This is a genomic window from Bacillus yunxiaonensis (assembly GCF_037104695.1).
GTDB lineage: Bacteria > Bacillota > Bacilli > Bacillales > Bacillaceae_G > Bacillus_A > Bacillus_A yunxiaonensis.
This window is the reverse complement of the sequence record NZ_JBAWSV010000003.1, coordinates 129,488-148,205: the sequence shown is the minus strand read 5'-3', so window position 1 is coordinate 148,205 and position 18,718 is coordinate 129,488. Positions and strand designations below refer to the sequence as shown.

The following is an 18,718-nucleotide window of genomic DNA, read 5'->3' as shown; positions in this document are numbered from 1 at the left end:
TTAATGAACCTCTATCATAATTGCGTCGCCTTGACCGCCGCCGCTGCAAATAGATGCAATCCCGATTCCGCCGCCGCGCTGCTTTAACGCGTGGATAAGAGTAACGATAATGCGCGCACCGCTTGCTCCGATTGGATGTCCCATCGCAACTGCTCCACCGTTTACGTTAATCTTTTCTGGATCAATACCTGCAATATTTGCACTTGCAATTGCTACAGCAGCAAATGCTTCATTAATCTCGAATAAGTCAATCTCTTCTACCTTCTTACCCGTTTTCTTTAATAGCTCGTTAATGGCATAACCTGGTGTTCTCGGGAAATCCTTCGCTTCAACCGCAATCGCTGTATGACCTAAAATTGTCGCAAGCGGCTTTCTTCCCTCTTGCTTCGCACGCTCTTCACTCATTAATACGAGCGCTGCCGCGCCATCATTTAAACCTGGTGCATTTCCTGCAGTAACCGCTGCATCCTTATCAAATACAGGTTTTAATTTTGCTAGTTTTTCAACTGTTGTATCTTCGCGCGGCGCTTCGTCGTGAGCAACAACTATTGGCTCACCTTTTCGCTGCGGCACAGATACAGGTACAATTTCTTCTTCAAATCGGCCTTCCTTACGTGATGCAACTGCGCGCATATGACTGCGGCATGCCCACTCGTCTTGCATTTCGCGAGAAATACCATCTTCTTTCGCAACATCTCCGCCGTACACACCCATATGCACGCCAGAAAATGAGCACGTTAAACCATCTGCCACGTTTAAGTCAACAACCTCGTTATGTCCCATGCGATATCCCCAACGTGCACCGCGTAAAATATATGGACTATTGCTCATCGATTCCATACCGCCTGCTACAATTAACGATTGATCTCCGACACGAATAATTTGATCTGCTAATGTTACTGCACGAAGTCCAGAAGCACATACTTTATTGACTGTTTCTGTGCGCGTCTCCCATGGAATCCCTGCTTCTCTTGCCGCCTGGCGTGATGGAATTTGTCCCTGTCCGCCTTGAATAACCGCCCCAAATACAACTTCTTCAATATCACTTGCTGCAACATTCGCACGCTCTAATGCCGCTCCAATTGCAATTCCTCCAAGCTCCGTTGCCTTTACATCCTTTAAAGCTCCCCCAAACTTTCCAACAGGTGTTCTTGCAGCACTTAAAATTACTGTTCTTGTCAAAACATATTCCCCCATTTCTTCATTTTACGGCGTTGATTGAACGCTCGTTCAGTGCAGCTGTTGTGAGAAAGAGGTGCAACCTTTGCACCCCCTTTTTTCTAAAGTTGTACGAATTCTTACATGTTACATTGCTTCTTTCTTTGACCCGATGACAGAGCGCTCTAAAATCTCTGTTATATCAAGGGTTTGTACGCGTTCTTCTACTTCTTTTGCCTTCGTACCATCGCTGATCATCGTTAAGCAATACGGGCAACCCGTACCGATGATCGTCGGTGACGTAGCAAGTGCTTGCTCTGTACGTGCAACGTTAATACGAGAACCAGCAGTCTCTTCCATCCACATCAGACCGCCGCCCGCTCCGCAGCACATTCCTGTTTCGCGGTTACGCTCCATTTCAATGAGGTTCACGCCTGGAATCGCTTTTAAAATATTGCGCGGCGCTTCGTACACTTCGTTGTAGCGTCCTAAATAACAAGAATCGTGATACGTAATCGTTTCTTCTACGCGGTGAACTGGTTTTAAGCGCCCTTCTTTCACCCACTGTGCTAACAATTCTGTATGATGATAGACTTCTGCTTGTAAGCCAAAGTCCGGATACTCATTTTTAAATGTGTTATATGCGTGCGGGTCAATTGTCACGATTTTCTTGACGCCCGCTTTCTCAAACTCTTCAATATTCTTGTTCGCCATCTCCTGGAAGACAAATTCGTTTCCAAGACGGCGCGGTGTATCCCCTGAGTTTTTCTCTTTATTTCCGAGGATGGCAAAGGAAATACCAGCTTCGTTCATCAGCTTCGCAAACGATAACGCAATTTTTTGGCTGCGGTTATCATATGATCCCATAGAGCCTACCCAGAATAAGTATTCAAACTCTTCCCCTGCTTTCGCTTTCTCTTTCACAGTTGGAATGGAAACTTCTTCTTCCATCGTGCGCCAAGTTTCACGCTCTTTACGATTCAGCCCCCAAGGATTGCCTTGACGCTCGATGTTTGTCAGAGCACGCTGCGCCTCTGGGTCCATTTTTCCTTCTGTTAAAACAAGGTAGCGGCGTAAATCAATAATTTTATCAACATGTTCATTCATAACTGGACATTGGTCTTCACAGTTACGACACGTTGTACAAGCCCAAATTTCTGTTTCCGTAATGACATCACCAATTAAGCTTGGATTGTATGCCAATGTTGCTGCAGATTCATGTTGTCCATCTCCAGCCGCCATCATGGCTAACTGATTACCTTTTGTATTATTAAATGCAACAGTTGGAACCCATGGTGCGCGCGATGTCACCGCTGCGCCTTTATCTGTTAAATGATCACGCAATTTTAAAATCAGATCCATCGGTGATAGCATCTTACCAGTGCCTGTTGCCGGGCACATATTCGTACAGCGGCCGCACTCTACGCATGCGTATAAATCAATAAGCTGCGTTTGTTTGAAATCTTCAATTTTTCCAACACCAAATGTTTCTTGTGTTTCATCTTCAAAATCGATTTTTTCTAATTTCCCTGGGTTTGTTAAACGGCTAAAATATACGTTTGCTGGTCCTGCAATTAAATGCGCGTGCTTCGATTGTGGGACATAAACTAAAAACGTTAACAAAATAAGTAGATGCAGCCACCACGCAAAATAGAACACCACAATCGCAGCTGTTTCACCAATTCCAGAGAATAAGTAAGCGATTGCAGAAGCAATTGGTTCACTCCATGATAATTCCTCGCCATGCCAAATGATGCCCATTCCGTTACCGAGAAGAACAGATAGCATTAAGCCACCGATAAAAATTAAAACAAGTCCCGCTTTAAAATTGCGTTTTAAGCGCACAAGTTTTTCAATATACCTTCTATAAAAAGCCCAAAAGACTGCAATTAAAATGATGAGTGTGACGATTTCTTGAAAGAATGTAAATGCAGAGTATAGTGGTCCAAGTGGAAGATGTGATCCTGGTGCTAAGCCTTTCCATATGAAGTCAATTGCTCCAAACTGGACAAGAATAAATCCGTAAAAAAACATAACATGCATGATACCGCTCTTTTTATCTTTGAGAAGCTTCTTTTGTCCAAAGACATTCCCCTTAATAAGATCCCATCTTTCTTTGAAGCGGCGATCAAATTCTACTTTCTTTCCTAATTGTATGTAGGTAATCCGCGTTCGTATGAGATATACAAATAAATATGCTGCATACGCTATGATGGCGATTGTCGCCAACCAATTCACAATTAATAAGCTATTCATGTTTCTGCCAACCCCTCTCCGTGTAATATCCCCTTTTTTGAATCTTCGAAAATAAATAATTTTCTGAATTTATAGTCCCTATTTCCATTATATGATGAGTGAGCATTCAGTCAACAGTTTTTTGTTATACAACAATTTATTTTGTCTATACCCTTTCTACAATCCCCTTCTCTCCTGTCGGACGACACAAATTTGGGTAGTTGAAAAATAGATTGAATTAGCACTGCTATAGGACACAATTTTAGGTAGTTGCATAACAAAATATCAATATTCCTATTATCTTTCCCTTTGTATATTGAGCTTGTCGTTGTATGTTTCCTGTTACATGATTTAGTCCCACTACTACATATCCATTATTTGTTGGATTATATTTAGATAAGACAAGTACTCGTTTTGTTAATTTAACATAGATACGAAATAGTAGTTATGCGAATGGTTCTATCTTGTTTGAAAATCTAACCATTAAGGCGCTTGTTCTTCAGAATCTACAAGCAACACCTTCCGATTCTCCGCGTTCACACTCCTTTTCGTGTAATCTTCTCTCATAATTGCTTTCAATGTGTTTTTATTTTCATACGTAATAAAAATGTCCGTAAAGTTTAACTTTTACGGACATTCGATACAAGTAATTCCTGCATTCTATTTCTTTATATGGCAAGGTGGTGTAGATGTATCTTTAGTTTCCTGCGTTTTATTGCTGTGGTCTATAAACAAGTACACACCAATTGCTACTAAAACACTAGCTGCTATATAGAATAAAATTTTCTTTTTCATATAGTCCCCTTTACTCTATAAGTACTCTAAAACAGTACGCTACAATTTATTATCCTACCCATTTTTTCACAGGCGGTAGTCTCTTTATTACCAACCAATCCAGTGCAAGAGCAGCAAGTAATGAAGCACCCACCAACGGGAACACAATCCCTAGTACAATAATAAGAACTGCTGTACCTTTCATTAATTTGAAGTTTTTTGGTAAAGAAGGAGCACCCAACGTACCAGATGGCTTACGTTTCCACCACATCATAACACCTGTCAAAGAAATACCAATTAAGCCAAGACAGATAATGAGATCTAACAATTGGTTTGCTAGGCCAAAGTAATGCCCTTCATGTAATGCCACTCCGATAGAAATTGCTTTAGCCAGAATTCCATAATCCTTAAAACGCAAATCTGCCAGCACTTTCCCGTTATATTGGTCAATATGCAAAGTTGCTTGTCCTTCTGGTTTATCAGGAGAAACAGTTACTGTGTATACACCTTTTTCTCCTTTTGGAAAGGTAATAGAGTATCCTTTCCCTACTTTATTTTCATCTGCTATTTTCATGATTTGCTCCACAGAAAGAGGAGCTACATCTACTTTAGACTCTGGAACCGGCAAATTTTCTGCAGCCCAAGGAACTTTCGCTACATCTTTAGACGGAACAGTTGACTTTGGTAAATTACCGTCCCATAATCCAGTTGGATATCCTGTATGTGTAGTTGTTGCAATCCGGTTAATGAAATCTCCCCATAATCCAGACCAAGGAAGACCTGTTAGTATAAAAATAGAGACAAATAAAGAGAACCAGAAAGCAGGAACAGAATGTAGATCCCTTAACATAATACGCTTTCCTTTAGAAAATCTCGGAATGAGCGTACCGAAGATGGATTTTCTATTGCGTGGCCACCATAAATATAATCCAGTAATAAGTAAAATCATTGCCCAACAAGCAGCCATTTCTACGATTCGGTCTCCTGCTGTCCCCATCATGAGTTCACCGTGCAGGCGCTCCACTTCATTCATGAATTTCTCGTCATTCTTTAAGTCTCCTAAGATTTTTCCATTGTAGGGATTCACAAATACTGTCATTGCTCTGTCTTTATCAGTGATGCCGATTTCTGCTGAACGGTCTGCTGCAAAAGAAGGTTTATATCGTGTGATAGAAGCATCAGGATAAGCTTTTTTTACAGCTTCTATTTGTTTTTCGGTTGTCATCTTTTCTTGCCCTGCTTGTACATAGTAATAATCTTTGTACATTACATTCTCAATTTGCGGTTTAAACAAATAAACGATACCTGTAATTGCCAATAAAATAACAAATGGAGCAAAAATAATACCGGCATAAAAATGCCAACGCCACACAGCGCGATATAAGGATTGCGCCTTTGAAACCTCTGACTTATCTGCATTCTCTGTTGCAGAGTGGTCTACTTTTTGTTGTTCTGCAAGCATACTTTGTTCTCCCCCTATTTTCTTTCATGTCCTTATTTCTCTTTACACATATCATCAAGAATTTTAAATCGATTTTTAATATATATAATAGGTGTGAGGGATTTGTGAAAATTTCTTGAATTCATTTACAATTCTTCTACATAGCTAAAAGAAATAATGAAACATATACTAAGTAAGAGTTTTGAGAAAAAAGTTTGTATTTAAATTTAAATGTCCTGTTTAAAAAAAACACCTGAAACGGTTTATATTTCCATCAAAAACAGTAATGGTTTAGTTAGGTGTATACATCTGATTGAGGGGATAAATTTATGTTACGAATTTCAAGAGTGATTCACCGAATTGCTGGAATAATTGGGGTTTTGTTAGTTTTAATAATGGCAATACAGCATAGAAGGAATCCTTTCTCGTGAGCAACTTACCAAATTTGTGTCATCCGACATTTTTACAATTCCTTTCTCTTCTTCACCTACAGCTCATGAAAATAAAAAGTCTTCCCAGAATAGAATCGCTTTCCATGCTTTTGCTTACAATATAAGTACTATTTATAAAACAACATGAGCCCTACTCTTACAGCTCACCAATGTTGAAATAAAAATGAATATAGCGGAGGGAATGAATATATGAACTTTTTATTTCTCTTCCTTGTACTTATCTTACTGTGGGCAACTTTCGACTTTATATATGGAAGAAAACTTCACTTAAAACAACTTAAACCTCGTTCATTTCCTTTGCGCCATAGTAACTTTAAACTCTATACATATGGCCAAACCTTATATAAGGAGCTATTTACTGATATACAACAGGCTAAGCATCACGTACATATTTTATTTTTTATCGTAAAAAACGATGAGATTAGCCATACATTTTTACAGCTTCTAATGGAAAAAGCACAACAAGGTATTGAAGTGCGCCTTCTTCTTGATCGGATTGGCAGCCATCATTTATCAAAACAAACAATTCGCAAATTAAAACAACACGGCATACATTTCTCATTTTGTCATAAAGTCCGGCTCCCATTTCTCTTTTTTTCCGCTAATCAACGGAACCATAGAAAGATTACGATTATTGACGGGAAAATTGGCTATATCGGAGGCTTTAATATCGGTGAAGAATACCTAGGGCATAATACTGCGCTCGGTCCATGGCGGGATTACCATTTACGTCTTACTGGAGAAGGCGTACAAGACTTACAAACGCAATTTCTACACGATTGGCGCGATGATACAAATGAGGACTTATTACATGAAAATGATTACTTTCCAATACTAGAAAAGGGGGAAACCTCTCATCAATTCGTACCAACTGACGGTGCTTATTTACAGCAAACATTTCTCGATTTAATTGAAGGTGCAACAAAAGAGTTGTATATCGGTACGCCCTATTTTATCCCTGGGAAAAAGTTAATGAATGCATTGCTACGCGCAAAAAAACGAGGCATTCGTATTACCATTCTCGTACCTAAAAAAGCTGATCATCCATTTGTTCGTGAAGCGAAACTCCCGTATTGCCGGAAGCTTATTAAAGCCGGCTGTCATATTTACGAATTTCAAGATGGATTTTTTCATGCCAAAATCGTAATGATAGATGGTTATATTTGTGATATTGGAACTGCGAATTTTGACATGAGAAGCCTATATCTAAACCATGAAATCAATTGTATATTATATGGCTCACCATTTTTAGAACAAGTGAAGAGAGAAATCAATCAGGACTTAGAAGCTTCCGTTTCACTTTCAATTCAAGATGTTTCTCCTCACTCTCCTTTAAGCAAAGGAAAAGAATGGATTGGAACAGTCCTTTCCTTTTTTCTATAAATACATGAAAGGCGAGATACGTATGAAAATAAGATTTGGTTATGTCTCACATGCACTTGCATTGTGGGACTGTTCTCCTGCAAAAACGATGACATTTACAAGATGGAAACAAATGAACAAGCAAGAACGCGATGAAAAGTTATATGAAGTAACAAAACAAAATATTTTGCATACATTACGCATCTTGCACTACAATATCGCACATGAAATTAAATTATATCGTCTATCCTCTTCTATTGTTCCATTGGCAACACACCCTGAAGTAAAATTCGATTACATCTATACGTTTAAAAACTTATGGAAAGAAATGGGGGACCTTATCAAAAAACATCATTTGCGCGTAAGTTTTCATCCAAATCAATTTACATTATTTACGAGTGATAAGCCTCATATTACAACAAATGCCGTTCACGATATGACGTATCACTACAATTTACTAGATGCAATGAACATTGCAGATTCTTCTTACATAAACATTCATGTTGGAGGAGCATACGGAAATAAGGAACAAGCTTTACTGCGTTTTCATGAGAATATCAAAAAGCTTCCTACTCATATTAAAAAGCAAATGACACTTGAAAATGATGATAAAACATATACAGCGACTGAAACATTAACTGTTTGCAAACGAGAACAAATTCCTTTTGTTTTTGATTATCACCATCATGTAGCAAATTCATGTGAAGATTCATTAGAAGTATTACTTCCATCTATTTTTGCAACGTGGAACCATACAAATACCGTCCCAAAAGTTCATATCTCTTCACCAAAATCAGAAAAGGAATTCCGAGCACATTCTGATTATATTGATGTTCGATTTATTCAAAGCTTTCTATCTACAGCAAAAGAACTGAATCAAGACTTCGATATTATGATTGAAAGTAAACAGAAAGATTTAGCACTTTTCAAGTTAGTAGAGGATCTTTCAGCTATAAGAGGAATAAAACGACGGAACAGCGCTACACTCGAATGGTGATTATTTATAATATCTTCATAATCTCTTCAATAAATTATATGTTATTATTTATATATAACACTTATATTGAAACGGAGTTATGTCATGCGACAGCAGAAAAAATATATCACTTTTGTTTCTATTTATACTCTTGTATTTCTCATATGGATTTTAGCAGTTCCTTCACACACTTCTAGCAAAGAATTCGGGATTCTTTTCTTTTTTAATGTCGCTGCTATAATTTCCTTTTTGGGACTATTAAGGGCAATTTATGTTAGTAAAAGACCAACAAAAATATTTTGGTTACTCATTTTATGTACATGTATATCCGGTTTCATAATGGAAATTGTTTTATTTTTGAAAGCTTTATCTATTTATAAACAAGAAGTATTTTTCTATGACGCTGTACCTTTTTTCCTTTTGCAATATGCTTTATTATTTATCGCTTTCAGCTATGAAATTATACATAAACAACCAGTAACTACATTTTTGCAATTTTTATTTGATAGTGTGTTTATTATCATAATGACCATCTACCTTATGTTTAGCGTTATACTGGATCTCGAAACTATAAATGAGTTGTCCCTAAATATGGGGATGATAACCTTTTATTTCATGGCGCAATCTCTCGTTGTATATGCCGTAATCAGCTTATGCAGAAGCGAACAGCGATACACAGTTACTAGAAAGACTTTAATCGGGGCGTTTCTTATCACCCTCGTATACGAATATGTATATTTGTATCAAAAGGTTAGGGGAGTTTATCTTTCACCTGAGTTAACTTACTTTGTTCACACTACTTCTCTTTTATTAATTGGATTATCTAGCCTCCTATATAAGCAAAAGGACAAAGCACTACAAATAAACAACCAGAAATACAATCGATTCAATTATGCCCGTTTCTTTCTTCCTTATATAAGCATTCTTGTAATCCTATTTTTTATGTTATCCAATGCTGTGAAAGGAAAAGACCTATTCATAGGATTAGCTATTCCTCTCACATTATTGTTCTTTCGGCAAATGCTTATGTGGAAAGAAAATAAACAATTGTTATATACATATCAAAGTTTAAACGAGCAATTAGAAATAAAAGTAAAAGAAGGTATTCAAGCTCTTTCCAAAAGCGAACAGCAATATAAATCGTTATTTGAAGAACATCCAGATGCTGTTTTCTCACTCGATATGGACGGGAATTTTCAACATGCAAACTGGGCCTGTACAAACTTATTCGAATCTTACTATAACGAATTTATTGGGCATTCTTTCTTACATTTCATTGTAGATGAAGATCGTTTTGAAGCACAGACTGCCCTACACATTGCAAAAGAGGGACTCCCCCAAGCATTTGAAGTACGAACACACACAAAAATGGGGATATATCATCATTTGCATATCACATTAATACCAACAACTGTTGAAGAAAAAATTATTGGTATGTTTGGTATTGCTCGTGATGTTACAGAGCTGAAAATAAAGCAACAACAAGTCGAACACATGGCATTTCATGATGCGCTAACTGGACTTCCGAACCGCAGGAAGTTTGAAGAGGAATTATTAGTAGCATTGCAAGATGCACATAAACGAGATACAACTGTTTCTGTCTTGTTTTTAGACTTAGATCGATTTAAAAAAATTAACGATCGACTCGGTCACGACGTGGGTGACTTGCTATTAATTGAAGTAGCCAATCGACTTCAAAGCTGTTTACGACCAAAAGATGTTGTTGCTCGTCAAGGGGGAGATGAATTTACAATCTTCTTACCAGATACTTTCTCAAAACAAGGAACTTCTCTTATAGCAAATCGCTTGTTACAAGAATTAAACAAACCGATTTCTATTAAAGAATATGAACTCACAATAACACCAAGTATCGGTATTGCAGTTTATCCATTTGATGGAACAAATGCCACGGAATTGATGAAACATGCTGATATGGCTATGTACCGTGCAAAAGCAGCTGGAAAAAACAAATTCATCTTCTTCTCAAAGGAAATGAGTATTGTTGAACATGAGGCACACTTTCTTGAAAGTGAACTTATTAAAGCATTAGAGCATAATGAGTTTTACTTACAATATCAACCACAAGTAAATACAAAGTCAAAAGAAACCATTGGATTTGAAGCACTCATTCGGTGGAAACATCCAAAACTCGGTATCGTTTCCCCCGCACAGTTCATTCCAATCGCTGAGGAAACTGGATTTATTATTCGTCTCGGGGAATGGGTTCTGCGCACCGCTTGTAAACAAGCAAAAGAATGGCATCAAAACGGATTTTCTCATCTAAAAGTAGGTGTCAATTTATCGCCCGCTCAGTTTAATCATGAAGATTTAATCTCAACAATCTCTCAAGTTCTGAAGGAAACACAATTGCCTCCAGAGGCACTCGATTTAGAAATTACAGAAAGTATTGCGATTAATAAAGAACAAACGGTAATTAAAAAGTTGGAACAAATGCATCAACTAGGTGTTAAAATTTCAATTGATGATTTTGGCACTGGATACAGCTCACTATCTTATTTAACAAAATATCCAATTCATACATTGAAAATTGCACGTGAATTTATTAAAGAAATTGAAAATAATCCACTTGAAGAAGCAATTACGTCTTCAATTATTACACTAGCAAAGAATTTACAATTAACCGTAATCGCTGAAGGAGTAGAGACCACCGAGCAATGGTCATTTTTAGGTGATAAACAGTGCGACCAAATTCAAGGATTCTTAATTAGCAAACCTGTCTATGCCGAAGAAGTATGGAGATTGTTACAAAAAGAAATACAAATTCAAAAAATCTAATCTACTTAAAAAGAAACAATCGTCTAACCAAGACGATTGTTTCTTTTTATTTTAATGTTCAAATGGTAAGTCAGAAGCTAACTGTACTACTTCACCATGATTTGTTACTGCTTGATTTTGATCTACTAACGCATCTCCAAACGAAATACCCGCTAACATTGCTAACGTCAATAAACTACCAATAAGAATTTTTTTCATAATTCCATCCCCATATCTTTTTATTTTAATATAACATAGGAAATTATCCTTATAAAATGCAATTATGCATATTCGATACTATTCCGTTTCATCCTTTTCACATATCCATCTTTTTTAGAAGAATGTCTTTATAAGTGTGTAAATCTAAGAGTTCAAAAAAGAAAAGAGCTTTTTCATAAGCTACCCTACTCTCATTTTCCGAGTCCCCTAGTTTTTCAAGGCATTCTCCTTTTTGATAGTATAGCTGACCGATAAGTGTCATGTTACTAGTGCGGCATGATGTTTCAATTGCTTTTTCAACTTGGTGAAGCGCTTTCTTATACTGTTCATCTAAATACAATGCCTTCGCATAATTATAGCCAACTTTTATAGCAAATTCCTCGTTACTATGTAACGACTCCAGCTGTTTTAAAATATGTTGATAAAGTTTAATACTTTTTTGGAAATATTTATTTTCCGCATAAATACTTGCAATTGAATTTTCTATATATAAATTTTGAAATACATCTATACCTATCAACTGCTTATGTATTAATTTTTTTAATTCCAAAATGCAGTATTCATAATTCACCTTTTTTAACACATACGCCGATAAGTGATAGTGCCAAAGAAGAAACTGTTGAAATTCTGGATGATCTTCCTCTTTCTTTAGTTCATCCCATACCTTCTTATAAATTTCTTCGTATTTCTTTTTTTTGCATAACATTTGAATTTGATCTTTAAATTGTTTTTTTCGTTCAATATCAGAATAAGCGAGTACTTCATAAAAATGAATGATAGGTACTTGTAACTTCGCTGCAATTCCCTGAAGTATGTCCATGCTTGGATATACTACCCCCGATTCAATTCTACTTACTTCCGATTGATGACATATGTTATCAGCTAACTGCTTTTGTGTTAAACCTCTCATCATTCTAATCTTTTTAATTTCGGCTCCCAGTTTTTGTGCATGCATGTTAGCTCACCATCCTGTTTTATAACAATCTATTTTTAAAATAGGTCATACCACTACAATAATGCCATTTCGACAATTTCCGGTATGAAATATTGCATAATTTATACAAAATTCGGCAAATTCCCCTTACAATTCATCTCATACAAATACTAGATTAGGAGTGTTAGAGATGAATTACAAAAAAATTACTAGTGCCCTTCTTGCTTTCGGCCTGCTCTGTCCATTATCAACTGAAGCAATTCATGCTCAAGAAATTGATAAAAATCAAGTACAAGTTGAAGTTGCTCAGCCCGGTCTAACAATCGGAAAATTAACAGAACCTCAAAACGATACGAAAGAAAATATCGCAAAAAAGTACTTAAAAGGTGAAGTACAAGGTGCTAAAGCACAGCAAGAACAAGTTACCACTGAAAAAAGTGTTGATTTCCAACTTACAAACAAAGAAACAAAAGAAAATCAAACAGAAGTACGTCTTACTCAAACATATAAAAGTTACAAAGTATATGGACAAGACCTCATTGTAAAAGTAGATAAAAATGGAGTCATTACAACTGTCAGTGGTAAAGTTGTCCAAAATTTAGAAAAACAACCTAATCTTACTATAACAAATTTTTTGTCGAAAAATGAAGTAAAATCTTCCTTACGAAACACTCTCCAAATTCCAAACGATGCATTAGAAAAAGAATTCGCTAGCGAAACTGTTATTTATAAAAAACAAGACGGCAGCTACACATATGCAGATGTTATTACATTTACATACGAAAATAATGATCAAATCATTAGTGGTCACGCAATTATTGATTTAATCCATGGCGAAATGTTATTCCAAGAAAAAATGATAAAAAATAAAGAGCAGCAACCTGTTAAACAAGCCGCTACTCCACAGTTATTCCTAGCAAAAGAACAAGGAACTGGCGTAAACGCACTACTAGAAAATGTATTATTTAATATTGCGAAAGGATCTGATGGGAAATTTTATTTAGCTGATTTAACGCGCGGTAACGGTATTTATATTTATGATGCGAACTATGCAGATTCAAAAGGCGGGGATAGTCAAGCAGGTTATCCCGGTACACTAGTTTCTAGTAAGACGACTACATTTGCTGATAAAGAAGCCGCTGGTGTTATGAAAAACCTGAGTGCCATTTATGATTACTTTAAAACACAGCACAATCTAAAAAGCTATGATAATAAAAATACAAAAATTGTTGCAAGTGTGCACGGATTCGATTCTACAGAGGTAAGTGATGGTGTAAAAACAGACTATGTAAACGCATTTTGGCACCCAGCCTGGAACCAAATGGTGTTTGGTGATGGCTTAAATGGAAAATTGACATCCGCTATCGATGTAACAGCACACGAATTTGGACACGCCGTATTTAGCGGAACAACAAAAAATAACGTTGTAAAATATCCAAGCGATGAAACAAACGCATTAAACGAAGGTCTTGCTGATTTCTGGGGAACGCAAATAGAGTTTTATGTAAAAAAAGACAAAGGAAATTGGATTATGGGTGACACACTAGGTGGCCTAACAATTCGTGATATTCCGAATGAAATTGGTGATGGTGGTCAAAAACTATACACAAATTTACAAGACTTTTATAAAGATGGAAATAGCCAAGAATCTCACGTAAACTCCGGTATTATTAGCCACGTTCTTTATCAATTAGCAGAAGGAAAAACATATAACGGTGTAACCGTCGCAAAACAAGGTAACGATAAAATAAGTAAAATTGTTATGCGCGCATTGCAAAACTATGCAACATCAGCAGAAGATTTCGATTCTCTTCACTCGCACATTGTACAAGCTGCAAAAGATTTATATGGTAGCACAGTTGCAAAAGAAGTTGACAAAGCATTTCTAGCTCACGGTTACAAAGCATTACCACAAACAAATAAAGTAATTGAAGTACAAAAAGGAAACTAAAAAAAAGATGTTTACCGATTCACATTGGTAAACATCTTTTTTTCATCCCGCTATTCGCGGGCAGTAAGCCCCCCACTGACGGAAGTTTCACTTTATATCCAACCTTTTTCTTCAGCAATTGTAATGGCCTCAATCCGATTTTTGGCATTTAATTTCGTTAACACATCAGAAATATAGTTTCGAACTGTTCCAGATGACAAGTATAGTGTTTTTGCAATTTCATTTGCCGTTTTTCCTTCTTTCGCTAACAAGAGAACCTCTTTTTCCCTATCTGTTAACGGATTTTGTTCTTGCCAAAGCCCAAACATGAGCTCAGGAGAAATTTCTCGTTTTCCATTCATTACATTCCGAATTGCTGCTGCAAGATCTTCACTTGGACTATCTTTTAATAAATACCCATGCACATTTGCTTTCATCGCTCGCTCGAAATAACCAGGACGGGCAAACGTTGTTAAAATCATAACTCTGCACTGTGACTGTTGCTTTCGTAACGTTTCAGCCACATCTAATCCGCTCTGAATCGGCATTTCAATGTCCATAATACTAACATCTGGCTGCAATGTTTCAATCAGCTTCAAAGCTTCTTCTCCATTTTCTGCCTGCCCAACAACCTCAATATCATCTTCTAAATCAAGCAAAGCTCCTAATGCTCCGCGAAGCATACGCTGATCTTCTGCAATGATGATTCGAATCATGCCCTCACCTCATCTTTACCCGTTCTTATAACAATTGGTACATGTATTGTTAACATCGTCCCATCATGAATAGCGTCTAGCTCAAGTACTCCATCAATAAGAGCCAGTCGTTCCCTCATCCCAAGAATACCATTCCCATCATGATTTTTTTGTAGTCCGATTCCATTATCCTTTACTTGTAAAATCAATTTCCCTTGTGCTTCAAGTAATGTAATCACGCACGCCGTTGCCTTACTATGCTTAACAACATTTGTTACCGCTTCACGTAAACACATTCCTACAATGTTTTGCTCTAGCGGAGATAGTACATTCGTACTTATCTCCTGCTTCACTTCTAATGATATATTGGCTGCTTGGAGAATTACCTTCACCTGTTCTAGCTCTTCTTCCACTGTAATCATACGCATATCAGAAATTAATTCCCGTAATTGTTTTAACGCGTTTCTTGATGTTTGCGTAATTTCCTTTGCCTCTAGACAAGCTCGTTCTGGATTTTTCACAATAAGCTTTTCAACAAGCTGACTTTTTAATGTAATAAGTGATAACGTATGTCCTAACGTATCATGTAAATCTCTTGCAATGCGCTGGCGTTCTTCTCTCTTCACTAAATCACGAATTTGTTCATTCGCTTCACTTAATTGTGTTCTTAATACCTTTTTTTGATTAAAATTCCGCATGGCAAATGGCGTAACAATCATTAAAATAAACATCGGGATTGCAGTTATAGAAGACGTGTTTGTAAACTCGCGCATGTTCACCAACATAAAAGAACCAATCATTACGATTAAAAGGAAAAATAACAAGCGAAATTGTTTTTTTGTCGGTGCAAAGCCCATTGCGTTTGCTGTATAAAATCCAAAGAAAATCATATATGGGTTATAAAACGTACTAAATAAGAATGTAATTACAAGTTGAATACAAGCCCACATAACAAAGTTCTTTGGCACAAAGTAAAGCTGGCGGTATGCAATAACAAAGAGTACAAGCATCCCGCCTCCTACTATCAATTTCCAACCTGATTGCTCCATCAAGTAATAAAGAGGAAACAACAAGTACACGAGCCATATATAAGGGAACAAGCCCATATGTTTTGGAAAGAATTCAAACTGTTTCTTTTCGATCATTTATACCGCTTCCTGTCTCTTTCTTATATATATTGATATTACAACAAAAGCGATAAAATAACCTCCTAATATTGCAATATTCTCCCAGCCAATTGTCTTACCGGCAACAATATCCCAAGCCCCGCTTCCAAAACGATATGTCGGTGTCCATTCCCCAATACTTCTTAACACCTTTGGTAATACTTCAATTGGCATCCATAATCCACCTAGAATGGCTAAACACATATTTAAAATATTTGCTAGCCCCGCAGCCGCATCAGCTTTCTTAATCGAACCAATTACCGTTCCAAGCGCTAAAAATGGCGTAACACCAATTAACAACCATAATCCAGCGCCAATCCACTGTCCAATCGTTAACTGTACATCATTAATTAATATTCCCGCGATAAAAATAACTAAGATTGAAAAAGCATTTACAAGCGTTTGCGAAACAATTTTTGCCGATAAATACGCCCCTTCTGGCAGCGGTGTAATTTGTAAAAGCTGTGTCCATCCTTGCCCTTTTTCTTGTGAAAGACGAACGCCAAAACTAAAAAGTGCTGTTCCTACAATACTAAACGTAGCCATTGAAATTAAATAGTGCGCTTTCCATGCACCTCCGTTGTCCGGCACTGACACGACATTTGTAAAAATGTAATAAAACATAACTGGCATTAATAACGAGAAAAAGATAAATAATTTATTGCGAAACGTACGTAATATTTCTATTTTACATTGCATCCAAAACGCTCTCATGCAATTCCCTCCTTCTGATTTGCAACAAACTGTTCAAAAGCTTCATCCAAGCTGCCACGCTCAACAGCAATATCCATGACTGGTAAGTTCTTCTTGAAAATGTCTCGGAGCGTAGCATCCGTATCATCTGTTGTCAGCACCACACGTTTTTCATGCCACTGGACACTTGTAACATGAGGTAAACTACGAAGCAGACTTGTCGGCATTTCCTCTTTTGCATAAAATGAAATTGTTTTTTGAGAAATTGTTGCTTTCATCTCATCTGGTGTTCCATCAGCAATTACTTTTCCATTTGCAAATAATAAAATTCGATCTGCTAGTGCATCTGCTTCTTCTAAATAATGTGTTGTTAAAATAATCGTTTTTCCTTCATCTGCTAACTTTCGAATTGTATCCCAAAAGTTTTTTCTAGACATGATGTCCATCCCTACTGTTGGTTCATCTAAAAATAGTAATTCTGGATTTCCAGCAAGTGCGAGTGCAAAATTCAAACGTCTTTTTTGACCGCCAGATAACTTTTCACATCTTTGCTTTCTTTCTGACTCTAAATTTGATAGCTGAAGCAGTGTTTCTTTTGCAAGTGCATTCGTATAATAACTACGAAACAAATCAATTGCCTCTTCCACAGAGATACTATCAATTACGCTCACCTCTTGCAGCATTGCCCCAAGGCGATTGCGAACATCCCGATGCTTTGGGCTCTTGCCAAATATAGAAATATTCCCCTCCGAAGGATCCCTTAACCCAAGCATCATCGAAATCGTCGTTGTTTTCCCAGCCCCGTTTGGTCCAAGTAATGCAACAATTTTCCCCTTCTCTACTGTAAATGAAACGTTATTTACTGCTTTTTTATGTTTAAATGTTTTTGAAACACCATTTACTTCAATTACTTGTTCCATTTCTCCACCTCCGTCGTTACTTATATTTATATTGTATAAATTGGAAGAGATGGAAAACAGTAAAAGACGTCATGATATGAATATGACAAATGTCAGGAAATCTTAAAATGCGGGTTTTCCCACGCAAGTAGCAGGACAAAAACAAACGTGATACAATCATGTGAGATGTACATTCGAGGAAGGACAGTGGTTTTCATGATTATTCGTAATGAAAAAGATTTAGAAGGCTTACGAAAAATCGGCCGCATCGTTGCGCTTGCTCGCGAGGAAATGAAGAAACAAGCGAAGCCAGGTATGACAACGAAAGAGCTTGATTTAATTGGTAAGAAAGTATTAGATGAGCACGGTGCCATTTCTGCACCTGAAAAAGAATATGATTTTCCAGGCGTAACTTGCATTAGTGTCAATGAAGAAGTTGCTCACGGCATTCCAGGAGATCGTGTCCTAAAAGAAGGCGACTTAGTAAACGTAGATGTATCTGCAGCACTTGACGGTTACTACGCAGATACAGGTATTTCTTTCGTTCTTGGACAAGACGAAGCAAAAGAAAAACTTTGCGCTGCTGCTGAAAGCGCATTTTGGGCAGCAATGAAAAAAGTAAAAGCTGGCGCAAAACAAAACCAAATTGGTCGTGCAGTTGCCAATGATGCTCGTAAAAACGGTTTTACAGTTATTCAAAACTTAACAGGGCATGGCATTGGACTTAGCTTACACGAAGCACCAAATCACATTTTAAACTATTTCGATCCAATGGATAGCGCTCTATTAAAAGATGGACTTGTCTTAGCAGTAGAACCATTCGTATCCATGGGTGCAGATCATATTATCGAACGCGGTGATGATGGCTGGACATTTGTAACACCAGATAAAAGCCTTGTTGCTCAATGTGAGCATACAGTTGTCGTTACACGCGGTGAACCAATCATTTTAACACAACTATAAGAAAAAGCAGGATGCACGGAAATATTTCCGTACATCCTGCTTTTTT

The 18,718-nt window shown here is 37.1% G+C and carries 15 protein-coding genes; 5 read left to right on the top strand and 10 right to left on the bottom strand.

Annotated elements, in window-relative coordinates; translation table 11 throughout:
• The 4 genes from WAX78_RS10095 to WAX78_RS10080 form a co-directional block, all read right to left on the bottom strand.
• The gene (locus WAX78_RS10095; RefSeq protein WP_336482152.1) at nt 1-1,197 is read right to left on the bottom strand and encodes an acetyl-CoA C-acetyltransferase; all 1,197 of its coding nucleotides are present in this window, start codon (nt 1,195-1,197) and stop codon (nt 1-3) included.
• A gap of 108 nt (nt 1,198-1,305) precedes the next feature.
• A complete protein-coding gene (locus WAX78_RS10090) occupies nt 1,306-3,414 on the bottom strand; it encodes a (Fe-S)-binding protein (protein ID WP_336482151.1) in 2,109 nt (702 codons plus the stop codon).
• 639 nt (nt 3,415-4,053) lie between these two features.
• A complete protein-coding gene (locus WAX78_RS10085; RefSeq protein ID WP_336482150.1) occupies nt 4,054-4,188 on the bottom strand; it encodes a hypothetical protein in 135 nt (44 codons plus the stop codon).
• Nucleotides 4,189-4,237: 49 nt separating this feature from the next.
• Nucleotides 4,238-5,629, bottom strand: coding sequence for a PepSY-associated TM helix domain-containing protein (locus tag WAX78_RS10080; RefSeq protein ID WP_336482149.1), 1,392 nt, complete (start codon nt 5,627-5,629; stop codon nt 4,238-4,240).
• Between the two features lie 620 nt (nt 5,630-6,249).
• Between WAX78_RS10080 and cls the strand changes: the two genes are divergently transcribed.
• From cls to WAX78_RS10065, 3 genes are all read left to right on the top strand, one after another.
• The gene (cls, locus tag WAX78_RS10075; protein ID WP_336482148.1) at nt 6,250-7,443 is read left to right on the top strand and encodes a cardiolipin synthase; all 1,194 of its coding nucleotides are present in this window, start codon (nt 6,250-6,252) and stop codon (nt 7,441-7,443) included.
• A 22-nt stretch (nt 7,444-7,465) separates the two neighbouring features.
• On the top strand, nt 7,466-8,419 hold the full coding sequence (gene uvsE / locus WAX78_RS10070) for a UV DNA damage repair endonuclease UvsE (protein WP_336482507.1): 954 nt from the start codon (nt 7,466-7,468) through the stop codon (nt 8,417-8,419).
• A gap of 84 nt (nt 8,420-8,503) precedes the next feature.
• Nucleotides 8,504-11,194 carry a DUF4084 domain-containing protein gene (locus WAX78_RS10065; RefSeq protein WP_336482147.1) on the top strand — a complete coding sequence of 897 codons (2,691 nt, stop codon included), beginning with the start codon at nt 8,504-8,506 and terminating at the stop codon, nt 11,192-11,194.
• Nucleotides 11,195-11,245: 51 nt separating this feature from the next.
• Here the strand turns inward: WAX78_RS10065 and WAX78_RS10060 are convergent, their stop codons facing one another.
• On the bottom strand, nt 11,246-11,392 hold the full coding sequence (locus WAX78_RS10060) for a quorum-sensing peptide PapR (RefSeq protein WP_336482146.1): 147 nt from the start codon (nt 11,390-11,392) through the stop codon (nt 11,246-11,248).
• Nucleotides 11,393-11,489: 97 nt separating this feature from the next.
• On the bottom strand, nt 11,490-12,347 hold the full coding sequence (locus WAX78_RS10055) for a helix-turn-helix domain-containing protein (RefSeq protein WP_336482145.1): 858 nt from the start codon (nt 12,345-12,347) through the stop codon (nt 11,490-11,492).
• Between the two features lie 169 nt (nt 12,348-12,516).
• On the opposite strand from WAX78_RS10055, the gene WAX78_RS10050 reads away from it, so the two are divergent.
• Entirely contained in the window at nt 12,517-14,277 is a 1,761-nt protein-coding gene (locus WAX78_RS10050; RefSeq protein WP_336482144.1) for a M4 family metallopeptidase, read from the top strand.
• Nucleotides 14,278-14,369: 92 nt separating this feature from the next.
• On the opposite strand, the gene WAX78_RS10045 is transcribed toward WAX78_RS10050, so the two are convergent.
• From WAX78_RS10045 to WAX78_RS10030, 4 genes are read right to left on the bottom strand one after another with little or no spacing between them, the layout of a single operon-like run.
• Nucleotides 14,370-14,972, bottom strand: coding sequence for a response regulator transcription factor (locus WAX78_RS10045; protein WP_336482143.1), 603 nt, complete (start codon nt 14,970-14,972; stop codon nt 14,370-14,372).
• Nucleotides 14,969-16,096 carry a sensor histidine kinase gene (locus WAX78_RS10040; protein WP_336482142.1) on the bottom strand — a complete coding sequence of 376 codons (1,128 nt, stop codon included), beginning with the start codon at nt 16,094-16,096 and terminating at the stop codon, nt 14,969-14,971. The genes WAX78_RS10045 and WAX78_RS10040 overlap by 4 nt, the downstream gene beginning before the upstream one ends.
• Nucleotides 16,097-16,831, bottom strand: coding sequence for an ABC transporter permease (locus tag WAX78_RS10035; RefSeq protein ID WP_336482141.1), 735 nt, complete (start codon nt 16,829-16,831; stop codon nt 16,097-16,099).
• Nucleotides 16,828-17,730: an ABC transporter ATP-binding protein gene (locus tag WAX78_RS10030; RefSeq protein ID WP_336482140.1), complete on the bottom strand. Its 903-nt coding sequence runs from the start codon at nt 17,728-17,730 to the stop codon at nt 16,828-16,830. Before WAX78_RS10030 ends, WAX78_RS10035 begins: the two co-directional genes overlap by 4 nt.
• Nucleotides 17,731-17,877: 147 nt before the next feature.
• Here WAX78_RS10030 and map point away from each other — a divergent pair, with 147 nt between their 5' ends.
• The gene (gene map, locus WAX78_RS10025) at nt 17,878-18,672 is read left to right on the top strand and encodes a type I methionyl aminopeptidase (protein WP_336482139.1); all 795 of its coding nucleotides are present in this window, start codon (nt 17,878-17,880) and stop codon (nt 18,670-18,672) included.
• Nucleotides 18,673-18,718: the final 46 nt, after the last annotated feature.

What these genes read in the sequence shown, in the direction of transcription:
- WAX78_RS10030 (WP_336482140.1), bottom strand. Translation starts at nt 17,730, where the DNA reads ATGGAACAAGTAATTGAAGTAAATGGTGTTTCAAAAACATTTAAACAT.
- cls (WP_336482148.1), top strand. Translation starts at nt 6,250, where the DNA reads ATGAACTTTTTATTTCTCTTCCTTGTACTTATCTTACTGTGGGCAACT.
- WAX78_RS10090 (WP_336482151.1), bottom strand. Translation starts at nt 3,414, where the DNA reads ATGAATAGCTTATTAATTGTGAATTGGTTGGCGACAATCGCCATCATA.
- WAX78_RS10045 (WP_336482143.1), bottom strand. Translation starts at nt 14,972, where the DNA reads ATGATTCGAATCATCATTGCAGAAGATCAGCGTATGCTTCGCGGAGCA.
- WAX78_RS10060 (WP_336482146.1), bottom strand. Translation starts at nt 11,392, where the DNA reads ATGAAAAAAATTCTTATTGGTAGTTTATTGACGTTAGCAATGTTAGCG.
- WAX78_RS10050 (WP_336482144.1), top strand. Translation starts at nt 12,517, where the DNA reads ATGAATTACAAAAAAATTACTAGTGCCCTTCTTGCTTTCGGCCTGCTC.
- WAX78_RS10035 (WP_336482141.1), bottom strand. Translation starts at nt 16,831, where the DNA reads ATGAGAGCGTTTTGGATGCAATGTAAAATAGAAATATTACGTACGTTT.
- WAX78_RS10080 (WP_336482149.1), bottom strand. Translation starts at nt 5,629, where the DNA reads ATGCTTGCAGAACAACAAAAAGTAGACCACTCTGCAACAGAGAATGCA.
- WAX78_RS10040 (WP_336482142.1), bottom strand. Translation starts at nt 16,096, where the DNA reads ATGATCGAAAAGAAACAGTTTGAATTCTTTCCAAAACATATGGGCTTG.
- WAX78_RS10065 (WP_336482147.1), top strand. Translation starts at nt 8,504, where the DNA reads ATGCGACAGCAGAAAAAATATATCACTTTTGTTTCTATTTATACTCTT.
- WAX78_RS10085 (WP_336482150.1), bottom strand. Translation starts at nt 4,188, where the DNA reads ATGAAAAAGAAAATTTTATTCTATATAGCAGCTAGTGTTTTAGTAGCA.
- uvsE (WP_336482507.1), top strand. Translation starts at nt 7,466, where the DNA reads ATGAAAATAAGATTTGGTTATGTCTCACATGCACTTGCATTGTGGGAC.
- WAX78_RS10095 (WP_336482152.1), bottom strand. Translation starts at nt 1,197, where the DNA reads ATGGGGGAATATGTTTTGACAAGAACAGTAATTTTAAGTGCTGCAAGA.
- WAX78_RS10055 (WP_336482145.1), bottom strand. Translation starts at nt 12,347, where the DNA reads ATGCATGCACAAAAACTGGGAGCCGAAATTAAAAAGATTAGAATGATG.